The following is a 26,313-nucleotide window of genomic DNA, read 5'->3' as shown; positions in this document are numbered from 1 at the left end:
GAGAAGTCAATGATGACGCCGGGTGACCTCCCATGTGACGTGGCGGCCCCCGTCGTCGTTCCATGGTCGGCATGACGAGCGAGACCACTTCGCGCCCTGCACGCGCACGCAAGCCCAAGCCCGAGGGGCAGTGGGCGGTCGACGGCCGCGAGCCCCTGAACCACAACGAGGAGTTCAAGGCCGCCGACGACGGCTTCGCCGTGCGCGCCCGGATCGAGCAGAAGTACTCGAAGGAGGGCTTCGCCTCGATCGATCCCGATGATCTGCACGGGCGCTTCCGCTGGTGGGGGCTGTACACCCAGCGCCGCCCCGGGATCGACGGCGGCCGCACCGGCGCGCTGTCGGACGCGGAGATCGAGGACGAGTACTTCATGATGCGCGTGCGCCTGGACGGCGGCGCCATGTCCCGCGCCCAGCTGCGCTGCCTGGCCGGGATCTCGCAGGAGTTCGCCCGCGGCACCTCGGACATCACGGACCGGCAGAACATCCAGTACCACTGGATCCGCGTGGAGGACGTCCCGGAGATCTGGCGGCGCCTGGACGAGGTCGGTCTGGACACCGTCTCGGCCTGCGGCGACGTCCCCCGCGTGATCCTGGGCTCCCCGGTGGCCGGTGCGGCCGCCGACGAGATCCTGGACCCCACGCCCGCGATCGAGACGCTGAAGGCCGAGGTGCGCACCCTCGAGTTCTCCAATCTGCCGCGCAAGTACAAGACCGCGGTCACCGGGCACCCGTCGCTGGACGTGGCCCACGAGATCAACGACTGCTCGTTCGTGGGCGTCGTGCACCCCGAGCTCGGCCCCGGCTACGACCTGTGGGTCGCCGGCGCGCTGTCGGTGCAGCCGTACCTCGGCCAGCGCCTGGGCGTGTTCGTGCAGGAGGACCAGGTTCGCGACGTCTGGCGCGGGATCACCTCGATCTTCCGCGACTACGGCTACCGCCGCCTGCGCAACCGGGCCCGCATGAAGTTCCTCATGAAGGACTGGGGGCCGCAGAGGATGCGCGAGGTGCTCGAGACCGAGTACCTGGGCTATGCCCTGGCCGACGGCCCCGCCCCGGCCGCGCCCACCGGCCCCTCGGACCACATCGGCGTGCACCGGCAGAAGGACGGCCGGAACTACCTGGGCGCGGCCCCGCGCGTGGGCCGCATGCCGGGGGAGAAGCTCGCCGCGCTGGCCGAGATCATGGAGCGCTTCGGCTCGGACCGGGTGCGCCTGACCCCGCAGCAGAAGATCGTCCTGCTGGACATCGCCGATGACGACGTCGACGCCGCGATCGAGGCCCTCGACGAGATCGACCTCAAGGTCAAGCCGTCGCCGTTCCGCCGCTCGACCATGGCCTGCACGGGCATCGAGTTCTGCAAGCTGGCGATCGTGGAGACCAAGCAGGTCGCCTCGGACACCATCGACGAGCTCGAGCGCCGTCTCGAGGACCTCGAGCTGGACGTGCCGATCTCCCTGCACATCAACGGCTGCCCCAACTCGTGCGCGCGCATCCAGGTCGCCGACATCGGGCTCAAGGGCCAGCTGCTGCCGACCGAGGACGGCGGCTCCAAGCCCGGCTACCAGGTGCACCTGGGCGGCGGGCTGACCAGCTCGGAGCACGGCGGCGACGCCAACCTGGGCCGCACCGTGCGCGGGCTCAAGGTGTTCCAGGACGAGCTGCCCGAGTACGTGGAGCGCCTGACCCGCCGCTTCGCGGAACAACGCGAGCCCGGAGAGGGTTTCGCCGCGTGGAGCACCCGCGCCGAGGAGGAAGATCTGCAATGACCGCTGGAACCGCTGAGAAGACGCTGCGCAGCGAGGACGAGCTGCGCGAGCTCGCCGCCGCGGGCGCTCGCGAGCTGGGCGCCGAGCTCGACGCCGACGGCCACGTCCCGGCCCAGGGCGAGGCCGACCACACGGCCGCGATCCGCTGGGTCGCCGAGAACTTCCCGAACGCACGGGTGGCCGTGGCCTGCTCGATGGCGGACCTGGTCCTGCCGGCGCTGGTGGCCGAGCAGATCCCGAACGTGGACGTGCTCTTCCTGGAGACCGGCTACCACTTCCCGGAGACCGAGGGCACCAAGGAGGCCGCCAAGGCCATGCTGGACATCAACGTGATCGACGTGATGCCCAAGCTGACGGTCGCCCAGCAGGACGAGCAGCACGGCAAGGACCTGTTCCGCACGAACCCCACGGCCTGCTGCGCCATGCGCAAGGTGGAGCCGCTGGCCGAGTCCCTGCAGGACTACGAGGTCTGGTTCACCGGCGTGCGCCGCGACGAGTCGCCCACGCGCACCGACGCCCCGCTCGTGTCCTTCGACGAGACCCACAAGCTGGTCAAGGTCAACCCCATGGTCCGCTGGTCGCTGGACGACCTGGTGGAGCACTCGAACAGCGAGGGGCTGCCCGTGAACCCGCTGCTGTCCGAGGGCTACCTCTCGATCGGCTGCGCGCCCTGCACCCGCAAGGTCGCCCCGGGCGAGGACCCCCGCGCCGGGCGCTGGTCCGGCAGCGACAAGATCGAGTGCGGCATCCACCTCTGATGCCCGCGCGGGTCCGCCCGCACCACGAGACCACCGCACCTTCAGGAGAGCGAGACCCCATGACAGAGACCGCCGCGTCTGCCGCCGTGTCCGCCACGGGCGAGCAGTCCGCCCTGGACGCCCTCGAGTCCGAGGCCATCCACATCATCCGCGAGGTCGTCGCCGAGTTCGACCGCCCCGCCATGCTGTTCTCCGGCGGCAAGGACTCCGTGGTCATGCTCCACCTGGCGGCCAAGGCGTTCTGGCCGGCGGCGATACCGTTCCCGGTGCTGCACGTGGACACCGGGCACAACTTCCCGGAGGTCCTCTCCTTCCGCGACCGCACGGTCGAGCGGCTGGGGCTTCGCCTGGTCGTGGCCTCCGTCCAGGACTACATCGACGACGGCCGCCTCACCGAGCGCGCCGACGGCACCCGCAACCCGCTGCAGACCACCCCGCTGCTGGACGCGATCGCCGACAACCGCTTCGACGCCGTGTTCGGCGGCGGGCGCCGCGACGAGGACAAGGCCCGGGCCAAGGAGCGCATCCTGTCCCTGCGCGACGAGTTCGGGCAGTGGGATCCGCGCAACCAGCGCCCCGAGCTGTGGAACCTGTACAACGGGCGCCACACGGCGGGCCAGCACGTGCGCGCCTTCCCGATCTCCAACTGGACCGAGCTGGACATCTGGCGCTACATCGAGCGCGAGCACATCGACCTGCCCCCGATCTACTTCGCCCACGAGCGCGAGGTCTTCCAGCGCGACGGCATGTGGATGTCGGTGACCCCCGTGTCCCAGCCGCGCAAGGGCGAGCAGATCGAGGCGAAGCAGGTCCGCTACCGGACGGTGGGCGACATGTCCTGCACCGGAGCGGTGGTCTCCCAGGCCGCCACCGTGGCCGACGTCGTCGCGGAGGTGGGCGTCTCCACGCTGACCGAGCGAGGCGCCACCCGCGCCGATGACCGCATCTCCGAGGCCGCCATGGAGGATCGCAAGAAGGACGGCTACTTCTGATCCTCCGGGCCGTGAGCCCCGCTGCCTCCGCCCCGTCCACGCCCCAGCGCCGATGCGCGCCGAAGAACCACAGAAGGTGCCCGTGACCGAGACCTCCGCTCCCGCCGTGACCTCCACGATCGATCCCGGCTCGCTGTTCCGCTTCGCGACCGCCGGCTCCGTCGACGACGGCAAGTCCACCCTGGTGGGCCGGCTGCTGCACGACGCCAAGGCGATCCTGGCCGATCAGCTCGAGGCCGTGGCCCGCACCTCCGCCGAGCGCGGCTTCGGCGGCGGCGAGGGCAAGCTGGATCTCGCCCTGCTGACCGACGGGCTGCGCGCCGAGCGCGAGCAGGGCATCACGATCGATGTGGCCTACCGCTACTTCGCTACCGACCGCCGCTCGTTCGTGCTGGCCGACTGCCCCGGGCACGTGCAGTACACGAAGAACACGGTCACCGGCGCCTCGACCGCCGACGCCGTCGTCCTGCTGGTCGACGCCCGCCACGGCGTGCTCGAGCAGACCCGCCGCCACCTGGCCGTGACGGCGCTGCTGCGCGTCCCGCACGTGATCGTGGCCGTCAACAAGATCGACCTGGTGGACTGGTCGCAGGCCCGCTTCGACGAGATCCGCGACGAGATCACCGAGGTCGCTCGCAGCATCGGCTCCGAGGAGCTCCTCCAGGGTCTGAAGGTCGTGCCGGTCTCCGCACTGGAGGGAGACAACGTCGTGGAGCCCTCCGAGCGGCTGTCCTGGTACTCCCGGGGCGGCTACGACGGCCGCCCGCTGCTGCGGATCCTCGAGGAGCTGCCCACGGTCGACGAGTCCGGCCGCGGCGAGGCCCGACCCTTCCGCTTCCCCGTGCAGTACGTCATCCGCCCGCAGGGAGGCGTGGCCCAGGGCGTGGATCCCGAGGCCACCCGCGACTACCGCGGCTACGCCGGGCAGATCGCTTCCGGGACCGTCTCCGTGGGCGATGAGGTCGTCGTGCAGCCGTCGGGGCGCCGGAGCACGGTCGTGGGCATCGACGTGGCCGGCACGGCCTCCGAGCAGGCCGGTCCCTTCCCGGGCGAGCAGCTCACGGAGGCCGCCGCCCCGCGCTCGGTGACGCTTCGCCTGGCCGATGACCTCGACGTGGCCCGCGGCGAGCTCATCGCCGCAGCCGATCCGACCCCGCCGGAGCCGGTCAAGGAGATCGCGGCCCGCCTGGCCTGGCTCGGCGAGACCCCTCTGCGCCCGCGCTCCCGCGTGCTGCTCAAGCACGGCACCGCCACGGTCAAGGCCATGGTGGGCGAGATCGTCGGCGCCCTGGACCTGGAGACCATGCAGCTGGGCCAGGCGCAGTCCCTCGAGCTCAACGACATCGGCTCGGTCGTGCTGCGCACCCCGTCGGCGCTGCCGCTGGACGACTACGCCCAGCTGCGCCGCACCGGTGCCTTCCTGCTGATCGACGAGCAGTCCGGGAACACCCTGGCCGCCGGCCTGGTCGGGGAGGGCTAAGTGGCCGAACGCAGCCGCGGCCGCGACGGCGCCCCAGAACCGCTGGAGACCGTCACGCGCACCCCGGCGGGTCCGAGGGGCGGCAGCGGCCCAAGCGCCGCTTCACCGGCTGGCCCTTGGTGCTCACAGGCCTGGCCGTGCTGCTCGTGCTGTCCGTGACGGCCACGGCGCTGCGCGCCAACGGGACGCTGGACGCGCTCGAGGACCAGCGGATCCAGACCTCGGATGCCGACGAGCTCACGCTGGGCTACTTCGCCAACCTGACGCACGGCCCGGCGCTGGCCGGTGTCCACGACGGGATCTTCGACGAGGCGCTGGGCAGCACCGAGCTGAGCACCCAGGTCTTCTCGACCGGCCCCACGACCATCGAGGCCATGAACTCCGGCGAGGTCGATGCCGCGTTCATGGGCCCGAACCCCGCGATCAACTCGTACGTGCAGTCCGGCGGCGAGTCGATCACGATCATCGGCGGGGCGACCTCCGGCGGCGCGCAGTTCATCGTCTCCGACGACGTCGCCGGCGAGGACGACCTGGCCGGGCGCACGTTCGCGACCCCGGCGCTGGGTGGCACGCAGGACGTGGCGCTGCGCGTGTGGCTCGAGGAGCGCGGCTACGAGGTGGACACCGGCTCCCCGGACTCCGTCTCGATCACGCCCATGCCCTCCGGTCAGGCGCTGCAGACCTTCCGGCAGGGCCAGATCGACGGCTTCTGGGGCCCCCAGCCGTGGGTCACCCTCATGACCGAGGAGGGTGGTCGCGTGCTCGTGGACGAGGGCGATCTGTGGCCCGACGGCGAGTACCCCACGACGGTGCTGGCCGTGCGCACCGACTACCTCAAGGAGCACCCGCAGACCGTGGAGAAGCTGCTCGACGGCCTCGAGGACTCGGTCGAGCACCTCGAGCAGATGCCGCAGGAGGACGAGGCCGTCATGCTCAACGAGGCGATGGTCGACGCCCAGGGCCAGGCGCTGCCCGAGCAGACGCTGATCAGCGCCCTGGAGCAGATGCAGTGGACCGCCGATCCCATGGCCTCGACGTATTCGACCCTGCTCGACAACGGCGTCTCCGCCGGGGTCACGCAGGATGCCTCACTGGACGGCATGGTCGACGTGGAGCCGCTGAACCGCGTGCGCGAGCAGCGAGGCCTGGAGCCCGTGGAGGCCCAGCAGTGAGCGGGCAGTCCGTGATCCGCCTGGACGGGCTGGCCAAGTCCTTCGGAGGGCCTCCCGTGCTCGCGGACCTGGACCTGGAGGTGCGCCGCGGCGAGTTCGTGACCCTGCTCGGGGCCTCGGGCTCCGGCAAGACGACGCTGCTGAACATCATCGCCGGACTCGAGGAGCCCACCGCGGGCAGCGTCACGGCCCCTGCCGAGGGCTGCGCGTTCATGTTCCAGGATGCCTCCCTGTTCCCGTGGCTCACCGCCGGGCAGAACGTGGAGCTGGCCCTCGAGCTGGCAGGCGTGCCCCGTGCTCAGCGCCGCGAGCGGGCCGAGGAGCTGCTCGAGCTCGTGCGCCTGCCGCAGGTCGCGGACAAGCGCCCGCACGAGCTCTCCGGAGGCATGCGCCAGCGCGTTGGCCTGGCCCGCGGCCTCGCCCAGGAGCGCGAGGTCCTGCTGATGGACGAGCCCTTCTCGGCGCTGGACGCCATCACCCGGGACCTGCTCCAGGAGGAGCTGCTGCGGATCTGGGAGGTCACCGGGCGCACCATCGTGTTCATCACCCACAACGTCTCCGAGGCCGTCCACCTGGGCCAGCGCGTGCTGCTGCTGTCGTCGCGGCCCGGGCGGATCGTTGAGCAGTGGGACACGGGGCCCTGGAAGGATCCGGACTCCTACGGCTTCGAGGCCAGCGGCCAGACCTCCGAGGAGACGCTGGCGGAGCTGACCCGCACCATCACCCGCCGCCTCAGGGAGGAGATCGGCCGCCATGCCCGCTGATCGCACCACCGCCGACGCCCAGACGCCCTGGGCGCAGGGTCGCGGCACGCCGTCGTCGGGCCCGTCGTCCTCGGAAACGTCAGCGTCCAGCCCCGACTCCCCGGACAGCGCCCTGGCGGGGCTGGACGCGCTGCAGTCCGACGGCCGCCGTCGACGCTCCCCGGGGGAGGTCTTCCGGCAGCGCGCCGCCCCCACGCTGGCCGCGCTCGTGGCCGCCGTGCTGATCTGGCAGCTGCTCGTGGCCCTGATCGATCCGCGCCCGGACATCATGCCGGGACCGATCGACGTCGCCCGGCAGGTCGGGGCGGCCACCGCCGACGGCACGCTTCCCGGGGCGCTGGGCACGTCGCTGTGGCGAGGCATCAGCGGCTTCCTGATCGCGGTTCTGGTGGCCACGCCTCTCGCCCTGCTGATCGCCTCGTGGCAGGGGCTGCGCAACGCGGTGGGCCCGCTGATCTCCGGCATGCAGGTGCTGCCCTCGGTGGCCTGGGTGCCGGCGGCGATCGTGTGGTTCGGGCTGTCGGATGCCACGGTCTACTTCGTGGTGCTGATGGGCGCGATCCCGTCGATCGTCAACGGCATGCTGGCCGGCGTGGACCAGATCCCGCCGCAGCTGCTCAAGGCCGGGCGGATCATGGGGGCCACGGGCTCCACGCTGGCGCTGAAGGTCGTGCTGCCCGCGGCGATGCCGGGCTATGTGGCTGGGCTCAAGCAGGGCTGGGCGTTCTCGTGGCGCTCCCTGATGGGTGCCGAGCTCATCGCGATCGGCGGCTCGATCGGCTTCGGGCTGGGCTCCCTGCTGGCGCAGGGCCGCACCGTCTCGGACATGGCGGTCGTGCTGACCGCCGTGCTGACCATCCTGGCGGTCGGCATCGTGATCGAGCTGCTGCTGTTCAACCCGCTCGAGAAGCGGCTGCTGCGAGGTCGCGGCCTGCTGCGGTCCTGAGCGGACCAACTCATTGCTTAGGCTGGCCTCAGTGGATCAGCCGCAGAAACGTACGCACGGCCCCCGGCTGGGGCCGAGGAGGAGAGATACATGACGGAGCAGACGCAGACGCAGGGCGCCGGACGGCCGCTGCGCGTGGCGATCATCGGCGCCGGCCCCGCGGGCATCTACACCGCGGACATGCTGGCCAAGTCGGAGGCCGTGAAGTCCGGCGAGGTGGAGGTCTCGATCGACCTCTTCGACCGCTACCCCACCCCCTTCGGCCTGATCCGCTACGGCGTGGCCCCCGATCACCCCCGCATCAAGGGCATCATCACGGCCCTGCGCCAGATCCTGGGCAGCGGCGCGGTGCGCTTCTTCGGCAACGTCGAGTACGGCCGGGACCTCACCCTGGGTGACCTGCAGGACCTCTACGACGCCGTCGTGTTCTCCACCGGCGCCGTCAAGGACGCCCCGCTCGAGGTCGAGGGCGTCGAGCTCGACGGCGTGCACGGAGCGGCGGACTTCGTCGCCTGGTACGACGGCCACCCCGACTACCCGCGCGAGTGGCCCCTGGAGGCGGAGCAGGTCGCGGTCATCGGCAACGGCAACGTGGCCCTGGACGTGGCCCGCGTGCTGGCCAAGCACGCGGATGACATGCTCACCACCGAGATCCCGGGCAACGTGTACCAGGGGCTGAAGGCCAGCCCGGTCACGGACGTCCACGTCTTCGGCCGCCGCGGCCCGGCCCAGATGAAGTTCACCCCGCTCGAGCTGCGCGAGCTCGGCAAGGTCCCGGACGTCGACGTCATCGTCCACGACGAGGACTACTCCCCGGAGGATGTGGCCGACGAGGCAGCCGGTGACTCCAACCAGGCCAAGGTCATGCTCAAGACCCTGCGCAAGTGGGTCGAGGACGAGACCCCCAAGACGGCCTCGCGCCGTCTGCACCTGCACTTCTTCCAGCGCCCGGAGCAGATCCTGGGCGAGGACGGCAAGGTCGTGGCGCTGCGCACCGAGCGCACCCGCCTCAACGAGGACGGCTCCGTGTCCCCGATCGGCGAGTACGTCGACCACCCCATGGGCGCCGTCTACTACGCGATCGGCTACCTGGGCTCGCCGCTGCCGGAGATCCCGTTCGACCTCCACCGCGGCGTGATCCTGAACCAGGAGGGGCGCGTGGTCGATCCCGAGGGCTCGGTGCTCAACGGCGTCTACGCCTCCGGCTGGATCAAGCGCGGACCCGTGGGTCTGATCGGCGCCACCAAGTCGGATGCCCTCGAGACCATCACGCACCTGCTCGAGGACCGCGGCCAGCTCTCGGCCGTGCGCCCCGAGCCCGAGGCGGTCGTGGAGACCCTCGAGTCCAAGGGCGTCGAGTACACCACCTGGGACGGCTGGCTGCAGCTCGACGAGCACGAGCAGGCGCTCGGCGCCTCCTCCCACGACGCCGAGGGCAACCCCCGCGAGCGCGTGAAGGTCGTGGACCGCGAGGAGATGGTCCGGGTCTCCCGACAGGGCTGAGCCCCGTCTGCCGGTCCTGCCCCGCTCGCGGGGCGGGGCCGGCAGCTGCTCTCAGAGGCCCAGCAGGCCGCGGGCGGTGTCGTTGAGCAGGAGGCCCCGGGGGTCCGCCTGCTCGCGCACGGCCAGGAAGTCGTCCCAGTGCGCGTACATGGGACGCAGCTGCTCGGCCTGCAGTCCATGCCGACCGCCCCAGTGGGGGCGTCCGTCGTGGGCCAGGAAGACCTCCTCGAGGGCCTCGAAGGTCTCCGGGCGCCAGCGCCGCCAGAACTGCCGCACCGTGATCCACCCGGTGTAGCGCGCGTGCGCCGGAGACAGCCAGGTCTCCTCCGGCGCCGAGCATCGCACGCTCAGCGGGAGGCCCAGATCGGCCTGCTCGCGCTCGAGCACCTTCTGCACCTCGCGGAAGGTCTCCGGGAGATGCTCGAGGGGCACGGCCCACTCGGTCTGCAGGAACTTCACGGGCCTCGAGGAGGCGAAGACCTTGTAGGACAGATCCGTGTAGCGCCGCGAGCTCAGCGACAGCGAGTCCAGCCGGCGCAGCCCGGGGATCGCTCGCGGGGCGGCCCCGGCCAGGCGGTTCAGGGCCGCCGGCAGGGCGCGGCGCAGGACGGCGTCGTCGCTGCGGCGCACGCCCTGGGCCATCCGGGAGCCGGGGGCGGACCATTCGGAGGGCAGCCGGTGCAGGCGGCTCATGATGTGGGTGTGGGCGGAGTCGCTGCCCGGGTTCCAGTACAGCTCGAAGTGATCGGCCGAGGCCATGCGTTCGCCCAGGCCCGCGATCAGCGGCTCGAGCGACTCGTTGAACTCGGCGGAGTGCAGGCGGAAGGAGTCCTCGCACTGCACCGTGACGGCGGCGATCACACCGACGACGCCCAGCCCGGCCCGGGTCGCCTGGAAGAGCTCCGGGCGCTGGGTGAGGGAGCACTCGACGATCTCGCCGGAGGCCAGCACCAGGGTCAGCGCCACGACCTGCCCCGACAGCGACTGGAAGCCGGCGCCGGTGCCGTGCGTGGCGGTGGAGATCGCCCCGGCAATGGACTGGTGCAGGGTGTCGGGCAGGTTGGAGAAGGCCAGTCCGCAGGCATCGAGCTCCCGCGCGGCCTGGATCAGCGGGGTGCCGCCCAGCAGCGTGGCTCGACGCCCCTGCCGGTCGACCTCCTGCAGCCCCACAAGCTCGGAGGTGTCCAGGCGCAGCTCCTGCGGCTGAGCCAGCAGGTTGAAGCTGTGGCCCGCGCCCGTGACCCGGGTGCTCAGCCCCGCCGCCGCGGCCGCCGCCATGGCCTCGGAGAGCTGCTCGACGGTCTGGGGGCGCAGCGTGCGGACGCCCTCCGCCGTCCCGGAGCGGTCCCAGGTGCTCCAGGTCGCGGGCCCCGTCTCCGAGGGCAGTCCATCCTCTGCGGTCATCGCTGTCTCCTGCTGACGAGTGGTGTGCGGTGGTCTCCTGCGGACATTCTGCCCCGCGCTCCTGCAAGCACGCGGTACGGCTGCCTCATCCCCAGCCGAGTCGGTGCAGCCGCTGCTCCTCGATCCCGAAGTGGTGGGCGATCTCGTGCACGACGGTCACGGTGATCTCGTGGACCAGCTCATCCCGATCGCGGCACATGCGCAGCAGCGGTTCGCGGAAGATGCGGATGTGATCGGGCAGCGAGCCCATCCACGACGAGTCCCTCTCGGTGAGCGGCACGCCCTCGTAGAGCCCCAGCAGCTCCGGCATCCCCTCCGGAGGCCGTGCTTCGATCAGCACGACGACGTTGTCGAGCATCGCGAAGATGTCCTCGGGGATGCCGTCGAGGGCATCATCGACCAGGGATTCGAACTCGGCCTCGCTGACGTCCATCACCGCTGCATTCTCGCGCAAGGGCCTGACAACGGCTGTTGATCGCCGTCGTCGGGGCGCCGTCGAGGCATCGTCGGGGCCCTCGGGGGAGGGGGCGGACCTGATAGGCTCCGGTTCCATCCGCGCGCCTTGCGCGCGGTGCGCCCTCATCGTCTAGAGGCCTAGGACACCGCCCTTTCACGGCGGCGACACGGGTTCGAATCCCGTTGGGGGTACCAGCGCAGGCGAGCGCCCGGTCGGCATCAGCCGGCCGGGCGCTTCGTCGTCTCCGGGGGCATTCAGCGCCCGACGGATGAGCTCCGGGGGCTGCGGATCCCGATTTGCGCGCAGGGGCTGTCATGGTGCTAATATCTTGCCTCGTTGGAAAACGGCAGGGAGGTCCCGCGGGACCGCCTGTAAGCACTCCACAAGGCCCTGTAGCGCAGTTGGTTAGCGCGCCGCCCTGTCACGGCGGAGGTCGCGGGTTCAAGTCCCGTCAGGGTCGCACGGACGGCGTCAGCTCAGCTGAGGCCGTCTTGGCATCTGAGACACCGGATGCCTGGCTCTGTAGCTCAGTTGGTAGAGCGTACGACTGAAAATCGTAAGGTCACCGGATCGACGCCGGTCGGAGCCACAGCCCAGAAGGCCCCCGCACACCAGCGCGGGGGCCTTCTGCATGCCCACCCGCTTGTCGAGCGTCAGCCCCTCCGCTGTCCGAGGGGCCGATTCCCCACCCCACCAGCGTCCAGTGGCCGATCCGGCACCGCTGCGGGCTTCGCAGCGGTGCCGGATCGGCCAGTCGACGGCTGGACAGCCCGCAATCGGCCGGTCGAGGGCGACGGAGCGGCGGCTACCGTGGGCGCCATGGCCGCAGAGCCGAACCAGCACCAGAGCCCCGACGCCGGCGGACAGCCGCTGCAGCGCATCCTCATGTGGGAGGGCTACGAGACCCTGATCCGGGATGGCAGCAAGCGCCAGACCGTGCGGTACCAGGACCCCTTCGTCCCGGGTCCGGCCGAGATCGTGTTCGAGAAGGATTCCGGCGAGGACGTCGTGATCGGCGCGGAGGTGACTGGCGTGCGCACCGTGCGCCGCGACGAGCTCAGCGAGCAGGACGCCGTGCGCGACGGCTTCGAGTCCCTCGCCCAGCTGCAGGCCGCTCTCGACCGGCACTACCCGGACATGCCCGGTGGCAGCGCCGTTGACATCGTGGCTTTCGAGCTCGCCCGCCCGTGACGGCTCGCGCGGCCGCTACTGTGTGGGCGTGAGCCGAGCACCCGCCCCGCGTCGTCTGATGGCCGCGTCCGCCCTGCTGGCGGCCGTCGCGGTGCTGCCGGGCTGCGCCGCCGGCGGCGAAGCGCCCCTGGAGAGCCCGGAAGCCGTGCCGGGGCCCCAGGCCAGCGCGGAAGCCGGCACCGTATCGCGCGAGCAGGCTGAGCCGCATCCGGCCGCACCCGAGCAGTGTGCCGTCGTCTCCGAGCTGTACCTCTCCCTCACCCTGCTGCCGCTGGCCGAGGAGGACGGCGCCCCGTCGCTGGATCCCGCGGCCACAGCCGCCGACGTGCGCGAGGCCGCAGATGACGCACCGGCCGCCGTGCGCGACGACTTCGACGAGGCCGCCGGACTGCTCGAGGACTACGGCATGGGCCTGGAGCCGCAGGAGCTCGACGAGCTGCGAACGGACCTGGACCCCGTCGATCTCTGGATCAGGCGGCACTGCTCGAGCTGAGCGGCGGACGTCGTGACCGGTCTGTGACCCCGCGCTGGGGATCATCAGCGGGCTCCCCTACAGTGGAACGTCGGCGCATGAGCGCCCATCCGGAAGATCCGCGGCCCCCAGGACGACAAGAGGCTGGGGGCCGTTTCGCGCCCTGCCGCAGCCGCGACGGCGTCTCCGGGACGGACAACAGACGATGAGGAGCCTGTACAGAGTGTCTCTGAAGAGATCCTGCAAGATCGCCCTGTCCTTCGTGGGCCTGCTCGTGGGAGCGGGATTCGCCACGGGCCAGGAGGTCATCCAGTACTTCCTCTCCTTCGGGGCCATCGGCCTCGTCGGCGCCGTGGTCGCAGGCGTGGTGTTCGCGCTGGCCGGCGCCGTGATCATCCAGCTGGGCAGCTTCTACCTGGCTGAGGAGCACAACCGCGTCTTCCGCAGCGTGGCCAACCCCGGGATCTCTCGGTTCCTGGACATCGCCGTGACCCTGACCCTCTTCGCGGTCGGGTTCGTCATGCTGGCCGGAGCCGGCTCCACGCTCGAGCAGCAGTGGGGCTTTCCCGCCTGGGCAGGCGCTGCGGTGATGACGGTGATCGTCATGCTGGTGGGCCTGCTGGACGTCGAGAAGGTCTCCGACGTCATCTCGATGCTCACCCCGCTGATCATCCTGGCCGTGATCGTCGCGTTCATCTACACGATGGCGAACCTGCCGCAGGACTTCTCGCAGCTCAGCTCGGTCGCTCAGGAGCAGGCCTCCCCTGTCCAGCCGTGGCTGCTCTCGGCCCTGAACTACAACGGCCTGGCACTGCTGCTGGGCGTGTCCATGTGCCTGGTGATCGGCGGCAACAATGCGGAGCCGCGCGAGGCCGGTCTCGGCGGCCTGATAGGGGGCATCCTCTACACGGTGCTGCTGCTGATGGCAGCGGTCGCCCTGTACTTCAACATGGCGGAGGTCGGCGACTCCGCGGTGCCCATGCTGCAGCTGTTCGAGGCCATGCACCCGGCGCTGGCCACGATCATGGTGTTCATCATCTTCGCGATGATCTTCAACACCGCGATCGGCATGTTCTACGCACTGGGGCGCCGGCTGACGGCCTCGCACCGGGACAAGTACCGCCCGGTCTTCCTGCTCGCCTGCCTGCTCGGCTACGGCGTGAGCTTCGCCGGCTTCGACACCCTCATGGAGTACGTCTACCCGGTGATCGGCTACACGGGCATGGTCATGATCGTGGTCATGGTCTTCGGCTGGGCGCGCTACCGCACGCAGATCGCAGAGGAGACCACGCGCCGCGGCCGTCTGCGCGCCCTGCTGCGCCTGCGCCGCGACCCGGGCAAGGACTACGCCCCCGGTCACGAGAAGCGCTACGAGGAGGCCGTGCGGCAGTCGCCGGCCGATGACGACCGCCTGACCCAGGTGCTCGAATCGCGCACGGAGCAGGACCTCGAGCTCTCGGACGACGAGGGCTCCGCGGAGCACGACGGCGGCCGCGCGCCGGCCTGAGCCTCTGTGCAGCCGCCTCGCTGCGCGTCCGTCGGGCGTCGTGCGATGTGAGGCGCACCACGCAGGGCGCATAGGATCGGAAGCTCACCGAGCCGATCCGGAGCGGGGCGGGACTCGGCCCGCCCTGCTCCATCTCCGAGGAGGGACTGCCCCGCATGAGGAAGATGACGGCCGTGAAGGTCGCCCTGGCATTCGTGGGGCTGATCGTGGGGGCGGGGTTCGCGACCGGCCAGGAGATGATCCAGTACTTCACGTCCTTCGGCGCCGTCGGGATCTGGGGCGCGGTGATCTCCGGGCTGCTGGTGACGGCGGCGGGGTCGGTGACCCTGCTTCTGGGCAGCTACTTCATGGCCGAGAGCCACTCCAAGGTCTTCGGCAACGTCGCGCACCCGTGGCTGTCGCAGTGCCTGGACTGGTCGGTGACCTTCACGCTGTTCTCGGTCGGCTTCGTGATGATCGCCGGCGCGGGCTCCACGCTGGAGCAGCAGTTCGGCCTGCCCACCTGGATCGGGGCCGGGCTGATGACCCTGCTCGTGCTGGCGGCGGGTCAGCTCGACGTCGACCGCGTCTCCAGCATCATCTCCGGGATCACCCCGCTGGTGGTCATCGCGATCCTGGCGGCCTTCGTCTGGACCATGTTCGATCTGCCGCAGGACCTCTCCCAGCTCAGCGCCGTGGCCCAGCAGGCCGAGTCGCCGGTGCGCCCCTGGTGGGTCTCGGCCATGAACTACACGGGCATGAACCTCATGGTCGCGGTCTCCATGTGCCTGGTGATCGGCGGCAGCACCCCCAACACGCGCGAGGCGGTCTGGGGCGGCTTCAGCGGCGGCCTGCTCTACATGATCCTCGTGCTGATGGTCGTGGTGCTGCTGTACCTGAACATCCAGGACGTGGGGCAGGCCGAGGTCCCCATGCTCAGCCTCTTCGAGTCCATCCACCCGGCGGCCGCAGCGGTCATGGTGGTCATCGTCTACCTGATGATCTTCAACACCGTGATCGGGCTGTTCTACGCCCTCGGGCGGCGCCTGACGGTGCGGGCCCCGCACCGCTACCGCCCCGTGTTCCTGCTGGTGTGCCTGGTGGGCTACGCCCTGAGCTTCCTGGGCTTCTCCACGCTGATGTCCTACATCTACCCGCTGGTCGGCTACATCGGGATGCTGATGATCGTCGTCTTCATCGTCTGGTGGGTGCGCCGCCGCGTCCAGGTGGGCCAGGAGACCGGGCGCCGCGATCGCATCCGCGCGCTGCTGCGCCTGCGCGATGATCCCAAACGGCGCTTCACGGCGCGCCACGAGCGCAAGCTGGCCGGGTACCTGCAGGACTCCTCGGCGCAGGGCGAGACCCTCACCGAGGCGCTGGACCTGGAGCTCATGGAGGAGGCGCGAGGCCGTGCGGCGCGTGCCGACGGCGGCGGCGCGCGCGACGACGGCCGCGGCCGGGGCGGCTCCTCGCAGCAGCGGGGCTGACGCCCCGGCGGGCCCCGAGCATGTGAGGGGGCCTGCACTGGAGGGCGTGCCCAGCGGCGCCCGCCCTGGGGGATCCGCTGGGGACCCGGGTGCCCGATCCGCGCTTACCCGGGATCCTCCATGCGCATGCGCACCGTCCTGATGACAGCTCAGGCCTTCGTGGGGCTGGTGGTCGGAGCCGGCTTCGCCACGGGCCAGGAGGTGATCCAGTACTTCATCTCCTTCGGCGCGATCGGCATCCCCACCTGGATGGGCGCCGGTCTGATGACCCTGCGCGTGCTGGCGGTGGGCCAGCTCGACGTCGACCGGGTCTCGAACATCATCTCCCTGGTGACGCAGCTGATCGTGATCGCGGTCCTGGCGGCCTTCGTCTCCACGATGCTCCAGCTGCCCGTGGACACCTCCGCGTTCAACGAGGTCGCCCAGCAGAACGAGACCCCCGTGCGGCCCTGGTGGCTCTCCGGCATCAACTACGCCTGCATGAACATGATGCTGGCCGTCTCCATGAGCCTGGTGATCGGCGGAAGCCTCCCGAACACCCGCGAAGCCCGCTGGGGCGGCTTCTTCGGCGTACTGACGCGCGCTGTTCGTGGTGTGGTCGCTGCGCCGCCGCGTGCAGCTCGTGCGCGAGACCGGTCGCCGCGATCGCATCCGCGCCCTGCTGACGCTGCGCGAGGACCCGCGCCGCACCTACACCCAGAACCACGAGAAGCACCTCGAGCGCTGCGCCGAGGAGTCGGTGGCCGATGACGAGGCCCTCACCGGTGCCATCGACGTCGAGGTCCTCAAGCGGCACCAGCGCGAGCGCGACGAGCAGCGCGGCGAGGACGCGTCGTCGTCGAGCACCCCCTCCTCCTGACCCGCCCCGCGTGAGCTGTGCTGGGACGCTCGGCGACCGCACGGGCTTGTGACGTCCCCCTGCGGAGCACTAGGGGAATCCAGTGGCTCCGTGGTGTGCGCCTTGAGATCGAGCGGCGCCGCTCGGTCCGCGCACGGGCCGCAAGGCACGCGCGAGGACCGCCCGGCCGTCGAGGTCCCGCGCTGCGGGGCCCCGACACCGGCTCAGTCCCGACGGACGCGGGGGTTCGTCGCGGTGCGGTCGTCGAGCTCGGGGCGGGCGTGGCCGCGTCCGCGGATGAACAGGTAGCCGATGCCGAGCAGGAGCAGCCAGCCGACTCCGATCACCAGGGCCATCCGGGTGTCCGGGATGATGCCCAGCACCACGATCACGAGCAGCACGAAGGCCACCGCGGCCCAGGAGGCCACCGGCCACAGCGGCACCTTGAACTCGGACTCGGGGCCGCCGCGGAGGCCGAGCTCTCGGCGCATGGCCAGGTGGGAGAGCAGGATCATCAGCCACACCCACACGGTCGCGAAGGTCGCGATCGAGGCGATGAAGACGAAGACGTCGGTCATCACGGTGTTGAGCACCGCGCCCAGTGCGAGCACGAGCAGCATGCCGAGAACGGTCAGCCACGGGACACCGGTGCGGGAGACGTGGGCGAAGACCTTGGGCGCGTGCCCCTGCTGGGCCAGGCCGTAGAGGACGCGGCCCGCGCCGTAGGTGTCGGCGTTGATCGCGGAGATCGCGGCGGTGATCACCACGAGGTTCAGGATCGAGGGGGCCCACGGGACGCCGAGGGCGTCGAAGATCTGCACGAACGGGCTGGTCTCGCCGTCGATGCTGTCCCAGGGCACCAGCGACATGATCACGCCGAGGGCCATGATGTAGAAGAGCAGGATGCGGAACGGCACCGCGTTGATGGCCCGCGGGATGGCATGGCCGGGGTCGTCGGACTCGCCGGCGGTGATGCCGATGGTCTCGATGCCGCCGAAGGCGAAGACCACGACCGACAGCGACGCGAGCAGCCCCCATCCCCCCTCGGGCATGAAGCCGCCGTGGTCGAGGAGGTTGTGCGGGCCGGGGGAGGCATCCGGGGCGTAGGAGACGCCCATGACCATCAGGGCGATGCCGCCGACGATCATGGCGATGATCGCCAGGACCTTGATGCTCGAGAGCCAGAACTCGAGCTCGCCGAAGGTCTTCACGTTGCGGGTGTTGATGGCCCCGATGAACAGGATGACGGCGGTGATCCAGATCCACGCCGGCGTGCCGGGGAACCAGAAGCTCATGTAGACGGCGAACGCGGTGACATCGGCGATGGCCACGACGGCCATCTCGAACACGAAGGTCCAGCCCGTGACGTAGCCGGCGAACGGCCCGAGGTAGCGCGCCGCGTACTGGCCGAAGGAGCCCGGCAGCGGGTGGCGCACAGCGAGCTCGCCGAGGGCGCGCATGACCATGAACACCGCGAGCCCGGCGATCAGGTAGACCAGCAGCACCGAGGGCCCGGCCATGGAGATGGCCGAGGCGGAGCCGTAGAACAGGCCGGTGCCGATCGCCGAGCCCAGCGCGATGAACTGGATATGCCGATTGCTCAGCCCGCGCTTGAGCTCGGTGCCCTCCCTGCCGGGAGCGAGGTCGGCGGCAGGCTGCCGGGCAGGGTCGTAGTGGGTCATGGGCTCTCCTGAAGATCCAGCTCTGGGGTGCGCTCGGGCAGGCAGTGGGCTGAGGATCTGTCCGCGATGGCATATCCTCCCGAGCCGCAGCACATATCTTGGCAGGTGCGGTTCGTCTCTGCCGATTCGAGTGGCACAGTGATAGATGCACCTTCACTGAGCCGGGATCGACGACGACCCGATCGCCCTGTGCGCACGAGGCCCTCAGGGCATTCACGACGACGTGGAGGATGAAGTCCATGGCCTGATCCAAGGTCCCGGCGGCGAGCAGCACCCTGCGCAACCTGGTGGGCCGGGGCGGTCCGGTGGCTGCTGCGTCGATCGCCTCGGCGTTCGAGCTGCCCCGTTCTTCGGTCTAACACCTCCTGCGGGTCATGGAGGAGGAGGGCTTCGTCGTCTGGCTGCCGGAGGAGCACCTCTACGGCCTGGGGGTCGCGGCCTTCGAACTGTCCGCCGAGCTGGTGCGCATCCGCTCGCGCGGCTGGGGGCAGGAGACGGGTGAGGTCACCGAGGGGCTGGAGACGGTCTCGGTCGCGGCCCGGGATCACCGCGGCCTGCCCATGGCCAGTGTGGCGCTGACCTGCCGCAGCGAGGGCGGCCAGGTCGACGACGAGCAGCGAGAGCGCTGCGTGCCGCGCCAGGCCGCCGCCAAGCTCTCCGCACGTCTCTACGGCATCCGGGAGCGGGAGGGGGCCTGATCAGGGCGGAGCCGAACCCGTGCGGTTCAGCTCGCGTGCTCCAGCTGCGCGATCGGCAGCCAGCGGCGCACCAGCCGCCGCAGGGCGAGCGCCGTGGACTCCAGGTCTCCGTCGCGGGCGAAGGCCATGGCATCGGCCATGTCGCGGGGGCTCTCGTCCGGCTGCAGGCGATCGGCGACCGCGCCGTAGTCCAGGGTGATGAGCGCCCCGTGCCCGAAGGAGCCGACCCATCGCGACAGCCGCTGCAGATCCTCGGCGAGCTCGGCCACGTCCTCGCGCTGCAGCGACGCGATGGCCCCGGAGGCCTCCCCGGCGCGCTGGGCGGCCACGGAGGCAGGGGCGATCAGCCGGTGGACGATCCGCCCGCGGAACGGGGTGCGCACCAGGTCCTCTTCGAGGAACAGGGCGAACCAGGACAGCGGCACCGTCCAGTCCGACTGGCGGGCGTACTGCGGCAGGAAATGCTCGGGGGCAGCACTCCGGGCACGGCCGGCGACCTCGTCATGCGGCAGCAGCAGGGACAGCAGCGCGGCGTCCTGATCGCCCTCCTCGGCCGCGGCGAACAGCTGCAGGCTGCGGCGCAGGCGCTGCGACGGGTGGAACAGCGGCCTGGGCGGGCCTTCGCCCGGGTGCGCCGGAGCGGCTGAGCTCGGCAGTCTCCACAGGGCGTCGAAGCGCGGGGGCAGGGAGCCGTCCTCGGCGACGGCCAGCCGGGCCAGCTGCTCCTCGAGCTGCGCTGCCGAGCCCTCCTCCGGCGGCACCGCTGCGGGGACCAGGGGCTGGTAGATGCCGTCGAGGTCATCCTGCGGCACGTAGACGCGCAGGGCGAAGCGCTGCGCCGGTGCGGCCGATGCGCGCCAGGCGCTTCCGAGCCCGCTCAGCGGCGCCACGGCAGCGACCCCGGCACCGCGACGACGGCGGGCATCACTCGACCTCGATGACGACCGGCACGTGATCCGAGGCGCCCTTGCCCTTGCGCTCGTCGCGGTCGATCGACACATCCGAGACGCGCTCGGCCAGCGCCGGGGAGCACAGCTGGAAGTCGATGCGCATGCCCTCGTTGTGGGGGAAGCGAAGCTGCGTGTAGTCCCAGTATGTGTAGACCTCCGGGCCGGGCAGGCGCTCGCGCACGACGTCGCGATAGCCCTCGTCCAGGAACGCCTGGAAGGCCCGGCGCTCCGGGGCGGAGACGTGGGTCATGCCGTTGTCCAGGAAGAACTGCATGTCCCAGACATCATGGTCCTGCGGTGCCACGTTCCAGTCGCCCACCAGGGCGATCTGCGCCCGGGGATCCTCCTGCAGCCACTCGCGGGCGCGGTCGCGCAGCACCGAGAGCCACTCGAGCTTGTAGACCATGTGCGGGTCGTCCAGGCCGCGGCCGTTGGGGATGTAGAGAGACCAGACGCGCACCCCTGCGCAGGTGGCGGCGATCGCGCGCGCCTCCTGGACGGGCTCCTGGCCCTCCTTGCCGAATGACGGCTGCCCCGGGAACGTGCGCTCGACGTCCTCGAGGCCCACGCGCGAGGCGATGGCCACCCCGTTCCACTGGCTCAGCCCGAAGTGCGCGACCTCGTAGCCGGAGAACTCGAAGGCCTCCCATGGGAAGGACTCGTCCTTGGCCTTGGTCTCCTGGATGGCCAGGACGTCGGCGTCCGTGCGCTCGAGCCAGGCCTCCACGCGATCGGCGCGGGCACGGATCGAGTTCACGTTCCAGGTGGCGATCTTCATGGGCCTCAGGGTATCGGTGCCGGCTGACGCCGCAGCCGGGGGAGTCGACGCAGCACGCGGGCCGGAGACCGGGAGCCCGTCGACACAACGGGTCACAGACATCCGCCGCGATTCAGCCCGACCCCCGATCGGCGGTGTCCGCCCACGTGCGAGCCGGGTGCTCCGGAACACGTTGCTGACGTGCAGAGATGATGATTGTCGTTGGAACCGGACGGCATCGATCCTGTGCTCGTCGGGGCTCGCAGGGGGGTGTGCTGGCCGTGCCGTTCGCCCTTGAGGGGACATGCCCCGCGTTGCCGCTGCGATGCGCGGTCGGTTCCAATGTGTCTGCCCAGCGCGGAATCGCGCGGCGCCGCGGGCAGCGGCGCAGGGGCGACGGTGGGGGCCGTCGCCCGGTACAGGGGAGTCCCGGCGACGGCATCGTCCGCGACCGGGCACGGGTCGTGCGCAGTGCGCGCCGGCCGACGAGAAGGGGGAGCGGAGCACATGGCCGATTCGACGGACAGCACTCGAGAGCGCATCGGGGCGGCCGTCCGGGCGCGTGGGTGCGGCTGGGAGGCGCCGCCAGCGAGGGCAGGCGCGCACTGGAGATCGGGCACGCCGTGGGCGAGGTCGGCACGGTCGTGCTGGAGCCGTGGGAGACGGCCGCGGCGCAGCGGCTGAAGTCCGAGGACCCGGCGGTCGTGGTGCTGTGCCGCCGGCGCACGCTGATCGTGGACGAGTCCGAGACCGGCCCCGTGCACTCGAACGGGCTGTCCTACGACCAGGCCGAGGCGAACGGCTGGGTGGCGCGCAGCCGGGCCGAGGAGGCCATCACATGGGAGGCGCACCCGGGCCAGTGGCAGTTGCGGATCTGGGACCCGGCCTGCCGCACCGCCTGGACCGAGGCGATCGTGCGCGAGCTGTCGGACTCGCCCTTCGACGGCGTGCTGGCCGATGACCTGGACCTCGACGACCACCCGTTGGACCTCCCGCTGCCGGACCTGGGCTCCGACACGCAGCTGCGCGAGGCGCACGATGCCCTGATCCGCCAGGCCGGCGAGGCGCTGAACGGGATCGGGAAGCTGCTCATCGCCGTCGTCGAGGACGCGCGGCGGATGCCTGCGCGCTGGGTCGAGCTCTCGGCCTGGGGCGGGGTGTGCGAGCCGACGTGGCTGAGCACCGCCCACGGCCGGATGCTCGATCCCGGGGCCGCCCGGCAGCAGGCCTCGCTCATCACGAGCGAGGGCCCGGGTCGGGTGCCGGCCGAGCAGCTCGTGCTCGTGCGGATGCCGATCGCGGCGTCGCTGCTGCGTCGCACCGAGCTGGACCAGGCCCAGGAGCAGCAGCTCGTGCGCTGCGGGCTGGCGGCGTTCTGGGTCTTCGGCGCCGGGCGCGGCCGCTTCGCAGCGGGCTCCGCGACGGCACCCGGGCGCACTGGATCCCGGAGATGCAGTGGGACCTCGGAGCCCCGCTGGGACCTGCCGAGGGCGTGGTGAGCATGTGGTCGCGCGAGTTCGAGGGCGGCTGGGCCGTGGTCAACCTGGCCTCCGACGGGCGGCGTCGCCGTCATGTGACGATCCCTGAGGGCATGCTGGGCCCGGACGGGGCCCCGATGCGCGGCACTCAGGTCCTGCGCGCGCACCAGGGCATCCTGCTGCGCCGCGCCTGAGGGCCGCGGCCTGGGCTGCTGGCGCCCGGGCCCTCAGCGAGTGCTCAGCGCCACCAGTCGTCGAGCAGCGTGGCCGGGGTGGTGCGCTTGTGCCGGGTCATCCGCCAGCGAGCCTCGATCCGCTCGGCGATCTCGTCGGGGACCTCGCGGCCCTCGAGATAGTCGTCGATGCTGTCGTAGCCCAGCCCGAGCTCGTCCTCGTCGGTGCGACCGGGGGAGGCGTCGAGCAGATCGGCGGTGGGGGCCTTGGACCACAGCGACTCGGGCCCGCCGAGGTGGCGGACGATGCTGCGGATCTGGCGCTTGTCCAGGCCGAACAGCGGCAGGACGTCGGCGGCGCCGTCGCCGAACTTGGTGAAGAAGCCGGTCACGGACTCGGCGCCGTGGTCCGTGCCGAGCACGAGCAGGCCCCGCTGGCCTGCGATCGCGTACTGGGCCACGGCGCGCACGCGGGCCTTGATATTGCCCTTGTTGAAGTCGCTGGTCGCAGCGCCCAGGGCGGCCTCGACCTGCTGGGCGATCCCGTCGGCTCCGGGGGCCACATCGACCGTGAGCGCCTCGTCGGCGCGGATGAAGCGGAGGGCCTCCTGGGCGTCGTCCTCGTCGGCCTGCACGCGGTAGGGCAGGCGGACGGCCACGAACGAGGCCTCCCGCCCCTCCTGCCGCATCTGCTCGACGGCCAGCTGGGCCAGCCGCCCGGCCAGGGTCGAGTCCACACCGCCGGAGATCCCCAGGACGAATCCAGGGCAGTGGGAGGCCGCCGCGTAATCGCACAGCAGCTGCACGCGGCGCTGGACCTCCTGCGCCGGATCGATCCGGGGCTGGACGCCCATCTCCTCGATGATCGCCTTCTGCAGTTTGCGCATGGACTTATTGTAGCCAGCCTGCACGTCCGGGGATGTGGGCTCTGAGTGCGGGCGGAAACCCCGCATGAAGCCCGATCTGCGGAATATCAGGCAATATCTTGCCGCATCTGCGGATCCGGAATACGGTGAGGCGCATGAAGGCGCTCTCGGTGGCCCAGGCGGCCTCCTTCCTCGATGTCAGCGACGACACCGTCCGGCGGTGGATCTCGGCGGGCAGGCTCACGGAGCACCGCGACGACGCCGGGCGCGGCGTGGTCGATGCCCTCGAGCTGGCGCAGCTGGCCAAGAGCCAGGCCCATCAGCCGGAGGACCCCACGGCCGTGGTCAGCTCGGCGCGCAACCGCTGGGTCGGGCTCGTCACCGAGGTCTGCTCGGACACGGTGATGTCCCAGGTCGAGATGCAGTGCGGTCCGCACCGCGTGGTCTCGCTGATGTCCACGGAGGCCGTGCAGGAGCTGGGCCTGGAGCCCGGCTCGATCGCCACCGCCTCGGTCAAGGCCACCCACGTGGTCGTCGACGTCCCGGGGGAGGGGCGATGAGCGCGCGCACCCTGCGCCCGCTGGCCCTGGCGGCCGTCGCCGCGCTGGCCCTGAGCGGCTGCGGAGGCTTGGAAGAGGACGGCGAGGAGCAGCAGACGCTGACGGTCTTCGCGGCCGCCTCGCTGACGGACAGCTTCACCGATCTGGCCGAGCAGTTCGAGGAGGACCACCCCGACGTGGACGTGCAGCTCAGCTTCGCCGGCTCCTCCGCGCTGGTCTCCCAGCTGGAGGAGGGCGCCGACGCCGACGTCCTGGCCACCGCCGATGAGCGCACCATGGACCAGGCCTCCGAGGGCGGGCTGCTCGAGAGCGAGCCGCAGACCCTGGCCACCAACACCCTGACCATCGCGGTGCCGGCCGGCAATCCCGGTGGAGTCGGGTCCTGGGAGGATCTCTCCTCCGCCGAGCTCGACACCGTGATCTGCGAGCAGCGCGTGCCCTGCGGCGCCGCGACCGTCGAGCTCGAGGACGTCACCGGAGTGGAGGTGGCCGCCGTGAGCGAGGAGGGCTCCGTGACGGACGTGCTGGGCAAGGTGGCCTCGGGCCAGGCGGACGCAGGCGTGGTCTACCGCACCGACGTCACCTCCGCGGGTGATCAGGTCGAGGAGATCGAGATCCCCGACGCAGACCGGGCCGTCAACCGCTACCCGATCTCGGTCCTGACCGATTCCGAGGACCAGGACCTGGCCCAGGAGTTCTCCGACTTCGTGCGCAGCGACACCGGGCGGGAGCGGCTCGAGCAGGAGGGCTTCGGCGCTCCGTGAGCGAGCAGTCCGGGCAGCCCCGCGCTGATGAGCAGTGCCCCGCGGACGGTGCCGGACGCGGGGACCGAGCAGCGAGCCGGGGAAGAGCGCGGCGGATGGCTGGAGCAGGAAGGCCCCCGCGGGCCCGACGCCCCCCGCCTGGCCCTCCCCGGCTGGCTGCTGATCCCCGCCGTCGTCGGTGCGCTGCTGATCGTGCTGCCCGTGCTCGGGATGATCCTGCGGATCGAGCCCGGGCGGCTCTGGCCGCTCATCACGTCCGAGGCCTCGCTGGATGCCCTGTGGCTCAGCCTGCGCACCGCCGCCGTGAGCACCGCGCTGTGCCTGGTGCTGGGCACGCCCATGGCGCTGATCCTGGCGCGCACCAGCTTCCCGGGCCACCGCTTCGTGCGCTCGGTCGTGCTGCTGCCCCTGGTCCTGCCGCCCGTGGTGGGCGGGCTGGCGCTGCTCTACGTCTTCGGTCGGGTCGGGCTGCTCGGGCGCCACCTGGAGGCGCTCGGGGTCGAGATCGCCTTCTCCACGGCTGCGGTGGTGCTGGCGCAGACCTTCGTGGCGCTGCCCTTCCTGGTCGTGGGGGTCGAGGGCGCCCTGCGCAGCGCCGGCGATCGGCACGAGGCGATCGCCGCCACCCTGGGGGCCTCGCCGTCGACCGTGCTGCGCCGGGTCACGCTGCCGCTCGTGCTGCCGGGGATGGGCTCGGGGGCGGTCCTGGCCTTCGCCCGGTGCCTGGGGGAGTTCGGCGCGACCCTGACCTTCGCGGGGTCGCTGCAGGGCGTCACCCGGGCCCTGCCCCTGGAGATCTATCTGCAGCGGGAGTCCGATCCGCAGGCGGCCGTGGCGCTGGCGCTCGTGCTGGTGCTGGTCGCGGTGCTGATCGTGGGGCTGTCCGCGCCGCGGCAGCTCGAACGGGCTCGGCCTGCGCGCGCTCGCGATGCCCGCGCCCGGGAAGTCGAGCCCCGCAGCGACGCTCCCCGCGACCCCGTCGCTGCCGCCGCCCCGCTGGGCTCCGGCGGTGAGCGCTCGTGAGCCTGCGCGTGCAGTTCGCGCTCGCCCAGCGCGGGCTCGACGTCGCCTTCGAGGTCGCCGACGGGGAGACCGTCGCTCTGAGGGGCCCCAACGGCTCCGGGAAGTCCACGATCCTGGAGGTGGTGGCCGGGCTGCTGGTGCCCGATCGGGGCAGCCTCGAGCTCGGCGGGCGCCGGCTGATGGATCTGCGGGGCCGCGGCCTCTGGGTCCCGCCGCATCGACGCCGGATCACCCTCATGGCCCAGCACCCGCTGCTGCTGCCGCACCTGGACGTGCTCGACAATGTCGCCTTCGGCCCGCGCAGCGCTGGGGCCAGCCGTGCCGAGTCCCGCCGACGGGCCCGCCGCTGGCTCGAGGCGACCGGCACCGAGCAGTTTGCCCGGCGCCGCGCCCACGAGCTCTCCGGCGGGCAGTCCCAGCGCGTCGCCCTGGCCCGCGCCCTGGCAGCCGAGCCGGAGGTGCTGCTGCTCGACGAGCCGCTGGCGGCCGTGGATGCCGAGGGCTCGCAGGACCTGCGCGAGCTGCTCGCGCGCCTGCTCGAGGTCCGCACCGCCGTGGTGGTCACCCACGACCCGGACGACGCCCGCGCGCTGGCCGATCGCATCCTGCATCTGGAGGCCGGGCGGATCCGCTGAGTCGGTGC

General features: G+C 71.3%; 26 protein-coding genes and 3 tRNA genes. 23 read left to right on the top strand and 6 right to left on the bottom strand.

The genetic code is table 11. The features are described from left to right. Nucleotides 1-62 precede the first annotated feature (62 nt). The 8 genes from OVA15_RS09615 to OVA15_RS09580 all read left to right on the top strand — a co-directional run bounded on the left by OVA15_RS09615 (nucleotide 63) and on the right by OVA15_RS09580 (nucleotide 9,384). Complete coding sequence (locus OVA15_RS09615) at nucleotides 63-1,769, top strand: nitrite/sulfite reductase (RefSeq protein WP_423125645.1); 1,707 nt, start codon at nucleotides 63-65, stop codon at nucleotides 1,767-1,769. Continuing rightward, entirely contained in the window at nucleotides 1,766-2,527 is a 762-nt protein-coding gene (locus OVA15_RS09610; protein WP_006214116.1) for a phosphoadenylyl-sulfate reductase, read from the top strand. The genes OVA15_RS09615 and OVA15_RS09610 overlap by 4 nt, the downstream gene beginning before the upstream one ends. A gap of 59 nt (nucleotides 2,528-2,586) precedes the next feature. Continuing rightward, nucleotides 2,587-3,519, top strand: a complete 933-nt coding sequence (gene cysD / locus OVA15_RS09605; RefSeq protein WP_053448013.1) for a sulfate adenylyltransferase subunit CysD — start codon at nucleotides 2,587-2,589, stop codon at nucleotides 3,517-3,519. 52 nt (nucleotides 3,520-3,571) lie between these two features. Then, entirely contained in the window at nucleotides 3,572-4,999 is a 1,428-nt protein-coding gene (locus tag OVA15_RS09600; RefSeq protein WP_081609460.1) for a sulfate adenylyltransferase subunit 1, read from the top strand. A 119-nt stretch (nucleotides 5,000-5,118) separates the two neighbouring features. Then, nucleotides 5,119-6,171 (top strand): ABC transporter substrate-binding protein, encoded by a 1,053-nt coding sequence (locus tag OVA15_RS09595; RefSeq protein ID WP_268145694.1) that lies wholly within the window; start codon nucleotides 5,119-5,121, stop codon nucleotides 6,169-6,171. After that, on the top strand, nucleotides 6,168-6,935 hold the full coding sequence (locus tag OVA15_RS09590) for an ABC transporter ATP-binding protein (protein ID WP_029643547.1): 768 nt from the start codon (nucleotides 6,168-6,170) through the stop codon (nucleotides 6,933-6,935). The genes OVA15_RS09595 and OVA15_RS09590 overlap by 4 nt, the downstream gene beginning before the upstream one ends. Beyond that, nucleotides 6,925-7,881 carry an ABC transporter permease gene (locus OVA15_RS09585; protein ID WP_259870122.1) on the top strand — a complete coding sequence of 319 codons (957 nt, stop codon included), beginning with the start codon at nucleotides 6,925-6,927 and terminating at the stop codon, nucleotides 7,879-7,881. The genes OVA15_RS09590 and OVA15_RS09585 overlap by 11 nt, the downstream gene beginning before the upstream one ends. A gap of 90 nt (nucleotides 7,882-7,971) precedes the next feature. Next, the gene (locus OVA15_RS09580) at nucleotides 7,972-9,384 is read left to right on the top strand and encodes an FAD-dependent oxidoreductase (protein ID WP_268144584.1); all 1,413 of its coding nucleotides are present in this window, start codon (nucleotides 7,972-7,974) and stop codon (nucleotides 9,382-9,384) included. A 51-nt stretch (nucleotides 9,385-9,435) separates the two neighbouring features. Here OVA15_RS09580 and OVA15_RS09575 read toward each other — a convergent pair whose 3' ends face one another. Together OVA15_RS09575 and OVA15_RS09570 are read right to left on the bottom strand one after the other, a co-directional pair. Next, the gene (locus OVA15_RS09575; RefSeq protein WP_204782347.1) at nucleotides 9,436-10,788 is read right to left on the bottom strand and encodes a D-arabinono-1,4-lactone oxidase; all 1,353 of its coding nucleotides are present in this window, start codon (nucleotides 10,786-10,788) and stop codon (nucleotides 9,436-9,438) included. 85 nt (nucleotides 10,789-10,873) lie between these two features. After that, nucleotides 10,874-11,221 (bottom strand): metallopeptidase family protein, encoded by a 348-nt coding sequence (locus OVA15_RS09570; RefSeq protein WP_006214124.1) that lies wholly within the window; start codon nucleotides 11,219-11,221, stop codon nucleotides 10,874-10,876. 142 nt (nucleotides 11,222-11,363) lie between these two features. Here OVA15_RS09570 and OVA15_RS09565 point away from each other — a divergent pair. The 8 genes from OVA15_RS09565 to OVA15_RS09530 all read left to right on the top strand — a co-directional run bounded on the left by OVA15_RS09565 (nucleotide 11,364) and on the right by OVA15_RS09530 (nucleotide 16,631). Beyond that, a tRNA-Glu gene (locus OVA15_RS09565) sits at nucleotides 11,364-11,439 on the top strand. 192 nt (nucleotides 11,440-11,631) lie between these two features. Then, nucleotides 11,632-11,705: transfer RNA gene (locus OVA15_RS09560), tRNA-Asp, on the top strand. Between the two features lie 56 nt (nucleotides 11,706-11,761). Then, nucleotides 11,762-11,834, top strand: a tRNA-Phe gene (locus OVA15_RS09555). A 230-nt stretch (nucleotides 11,835-12,064) separates the two neighbouring features. Continuing rightward, nucleotides 12,065-12,436, top strand: coding sequence for an ASCH domain-containing protein (locus OVA15_RS09550; protein ID WP_268144579.1), 372 nt, complete (start codon nucleotides 12,065-12,067; stop codon nucleotides 12,434-12,436). A gap of 28 nt (nucleotides 12,437-12,464) precedes the next feature. Further along, on the top strand, nucleotides 12,465-12,929 hold the full coding sequence (locus OVA15_RS09545) for a hypothetical protein (RefSeq protein WP_268144578.1): 465 nt from the start codon (nucleotides 12,465-12,467) through the stop codon (nucleotides 12,927-12,929). A 202-nt stretch (nucleotides 12,930-13,131) separates the two neighbouring features. Further along, a complete protein-coding gene (locus tag OVA15_RS09540; protein ID WP_268144576.1) occupies nucleotides 13,132-14,415 on the top strand; it encodes a YkvI family membrane protein in 1,284 nt (427 codons plus the stop codon). A 155-nt stretch (nucleotides 14,416-14,570) separates the two neighbouring features. Beyond that, nucleotides 14,571-15,881, top strand: a complete 1,311-nt coding sequence (locus OVA15_RS09535; protein WP_268144574.1) for a YkvI family membrane protein — start codon at nucleotides 14,571-14,573, stop codon at nucleotides 15,879-15,881. A 120-nt stretch (nucleotides 15,882-16,001) separates the two neighbouring features. Then, nucleotides 16,002-16,631, top strand: a complete 630-nt coding sequence (locus OVA15_RS09530) for a hypothetical protein (protein ID WP_268144572.1) — start codon at nucleotides 16,002-16,004, stop codon at nucleotides 16,629-16,631. Nucleotides 16,632-16,943: 312 nt separating this feature from the next. Here the strand turns inward: OVA15_RS09530 and OVA15_RS09525 are convergent, their stop codons facing one another. Then, complete coding sequence (locus OVA15_RS09525) at nucleotides 16,944-18,401, bottom strand: amino acid permease (RefSeq protein ID WP_268144570.1); 1,458 nt, start codon at nucleotides 18,399-18,401, stop codon at nucleotides 16,944-16,946. Between the two features lie 374 nt (nucleotides 18,402-18,775). Between OVA15_RS09525 and OVA15_RS09520 the strand changes: the two genes are divergently transcribed. After that, on the top strand, nucleotides 18,776-19,099 hold the full coding sequence (locus OVA15_RS09520; protein WP_268144568.1) for an IclR family transcriptional regulator domain-containing protein: 324 nt from the start codon (nucleotides 18,776-18,778) through the stop codon (nucleotides 19,097-19,099). A 26-nt stretch (nucleotides 19,100-19,125) separates the two neighbouring features. Here the strand turns inward: OVA15_RS09520 and OVA15_RS09515 are convergent, their stop codons facing one another. Together OVA15_RS09515 and OVA15_RS09510 are read right to left on the bottom strand one after the other, a co-directional pair. Then, nucleotides 19,126-19,989, bottom strand: coding sequence for a hypothetical protein (locus OVA15_RS09515; RefSeq protein ID WP_006214131.1), 864 nt, complete (start codon nucleotides 19,987-19,989; stop codon nucleotides 19,126-19,128). A 34-nt stretch (nucleotides 19,990-20,023) separates the two neighbouring features. Further along, nucleotides 20,024-20,827, bottom strand: a complete 804-nt coding sequence (locus OVA15_RS09510; protein WP_053448000.1) for an exodeoxyribonuclease III — start codon at nucleotides 20,825-20,827, stop codon at nucleotides 20,024-20,026. Nucleotides 20,828-21,372: 545 nt separating this feature from the next. On the opposite strand from OVA15_RS09510, the gene OVA15_RS09505 reads away from it, so the two are divergent. Beyond that, nucleotides 21,373-22,305, top strand: coding sequence for a putative glycoside hydrolase (locus OVA15_RS09505; protein WP_268144565.1), 933 nt, complete (start codon nucleotides 21,373-21,375; stop codon nucleotides 22,303-22,305). Beyond that, complete coding sequence (locus OVA15_RS09500; RefSeq protein WP_268144562.1) at nucleotides 22,257-22,478, top strand: hypothetical protein; 222 nt, start codon at nucleotides 22,257-22,259, stop codon at nucleotides 22,476-22,478. Before OVA15_RS09505 ends, OVA15_RS09500 begins: the two co-directional genes overlap by 49 nt. Before the next feature lie 44 nt (nucleotides 22,479-22,522). Here OVA15_RS09500 and nadE read toward each other — a convergent pair whose 3' ends face one another. Next, nucleotides 22,523-23,344 (bottom strand): ammonia-dependent NAD(+) synthetase, encoded by an 822-nt coding sequence (gene nadE / locus OVA15_RS09495; RefSeq protein WP_053447998.1) that lies wholly within the window; start codon nucleotides 23,342-23,344, stop codon nucleotides 22,523-22,525. A gap of 134 nt (nucleotides 23,345-23,478) precedes the next feature. On the opposite strand from nadE, the gene OVA15_RS09490 reads away from it, so the two are divergent. The 4 genes from OVA15_RS09490 to OVA15_RS09475 are packed head-to-tail and all read left to right on the top strand — an operon-like array spanning nucleotide 23,479 to nucleotide 26,305. After that, nucleotides 23,479-23,883, top strand: a complete 405-nt coding sequence (locus tag OVA15_RS09490) for a TOBE domain-containing protein (protein WP_024289671.1) — start codon at nucleotides 23,479-23,481, stop codon at nucleotides 23,881-23,883. After that, a complete protein-coding gene (gene modA, locus OVA15_RS09485) occupies nucleotides 23,880-24,647 on the top strand; it encodes a molybdate ABC transporter substrate-binding protein (RefSeq protein ID WP_053447997.1) in 768 nt (255 codons plus the stop codon). Before OVA15_RS09490 ends, modA begins: the two co-directional genes overlap by 4 nt. A 27-nt stretch (nucleotides 24,648-24,674) precedes the next feature. Then, nucleotides 24,675-25,670, top strand: coding sequence for an ABC transporter permease (locus OVA15_RS09480; RefSeq protein WP_268144557.1), 996 nt, complete (start codon nucleotides 24,675-24,677; stop codon nucleotides 25,668-25,670). Beyond that, on the top strand, nucleotides 25,667-26,305 hold the full coding sequence (locus OVA15_RS09475; protein ID WP_006214138.1) for an ATP-binding cassette domain-containing protein: 639 nt from the start codon (nucleotides 25,667-25,669) through the stop codon (nucleotides 26,303-26,305). The genes OVA15_RS09480 and OVA15_RS09475 overlap by 4 nt, the downstream gene beginning before the upstream one ends. The last annotated feature ends 8 nt before the right edge of the window (nucleotides 26,306-26,313 follow it).

Origin of the sequence: Kocuria sp. SL71, from assembly GCF_026672465.1 — a bacterium.
Taxonomy (GTDB): Bacteria; Actinomycetota; Actinomycetes; order Actinomycetales; family Micrococcaceae; genus Kocuria; species Kocuria palustris.
This window is presented reverse-complemented; position numbering and strand designations above follow the sequence as displayed.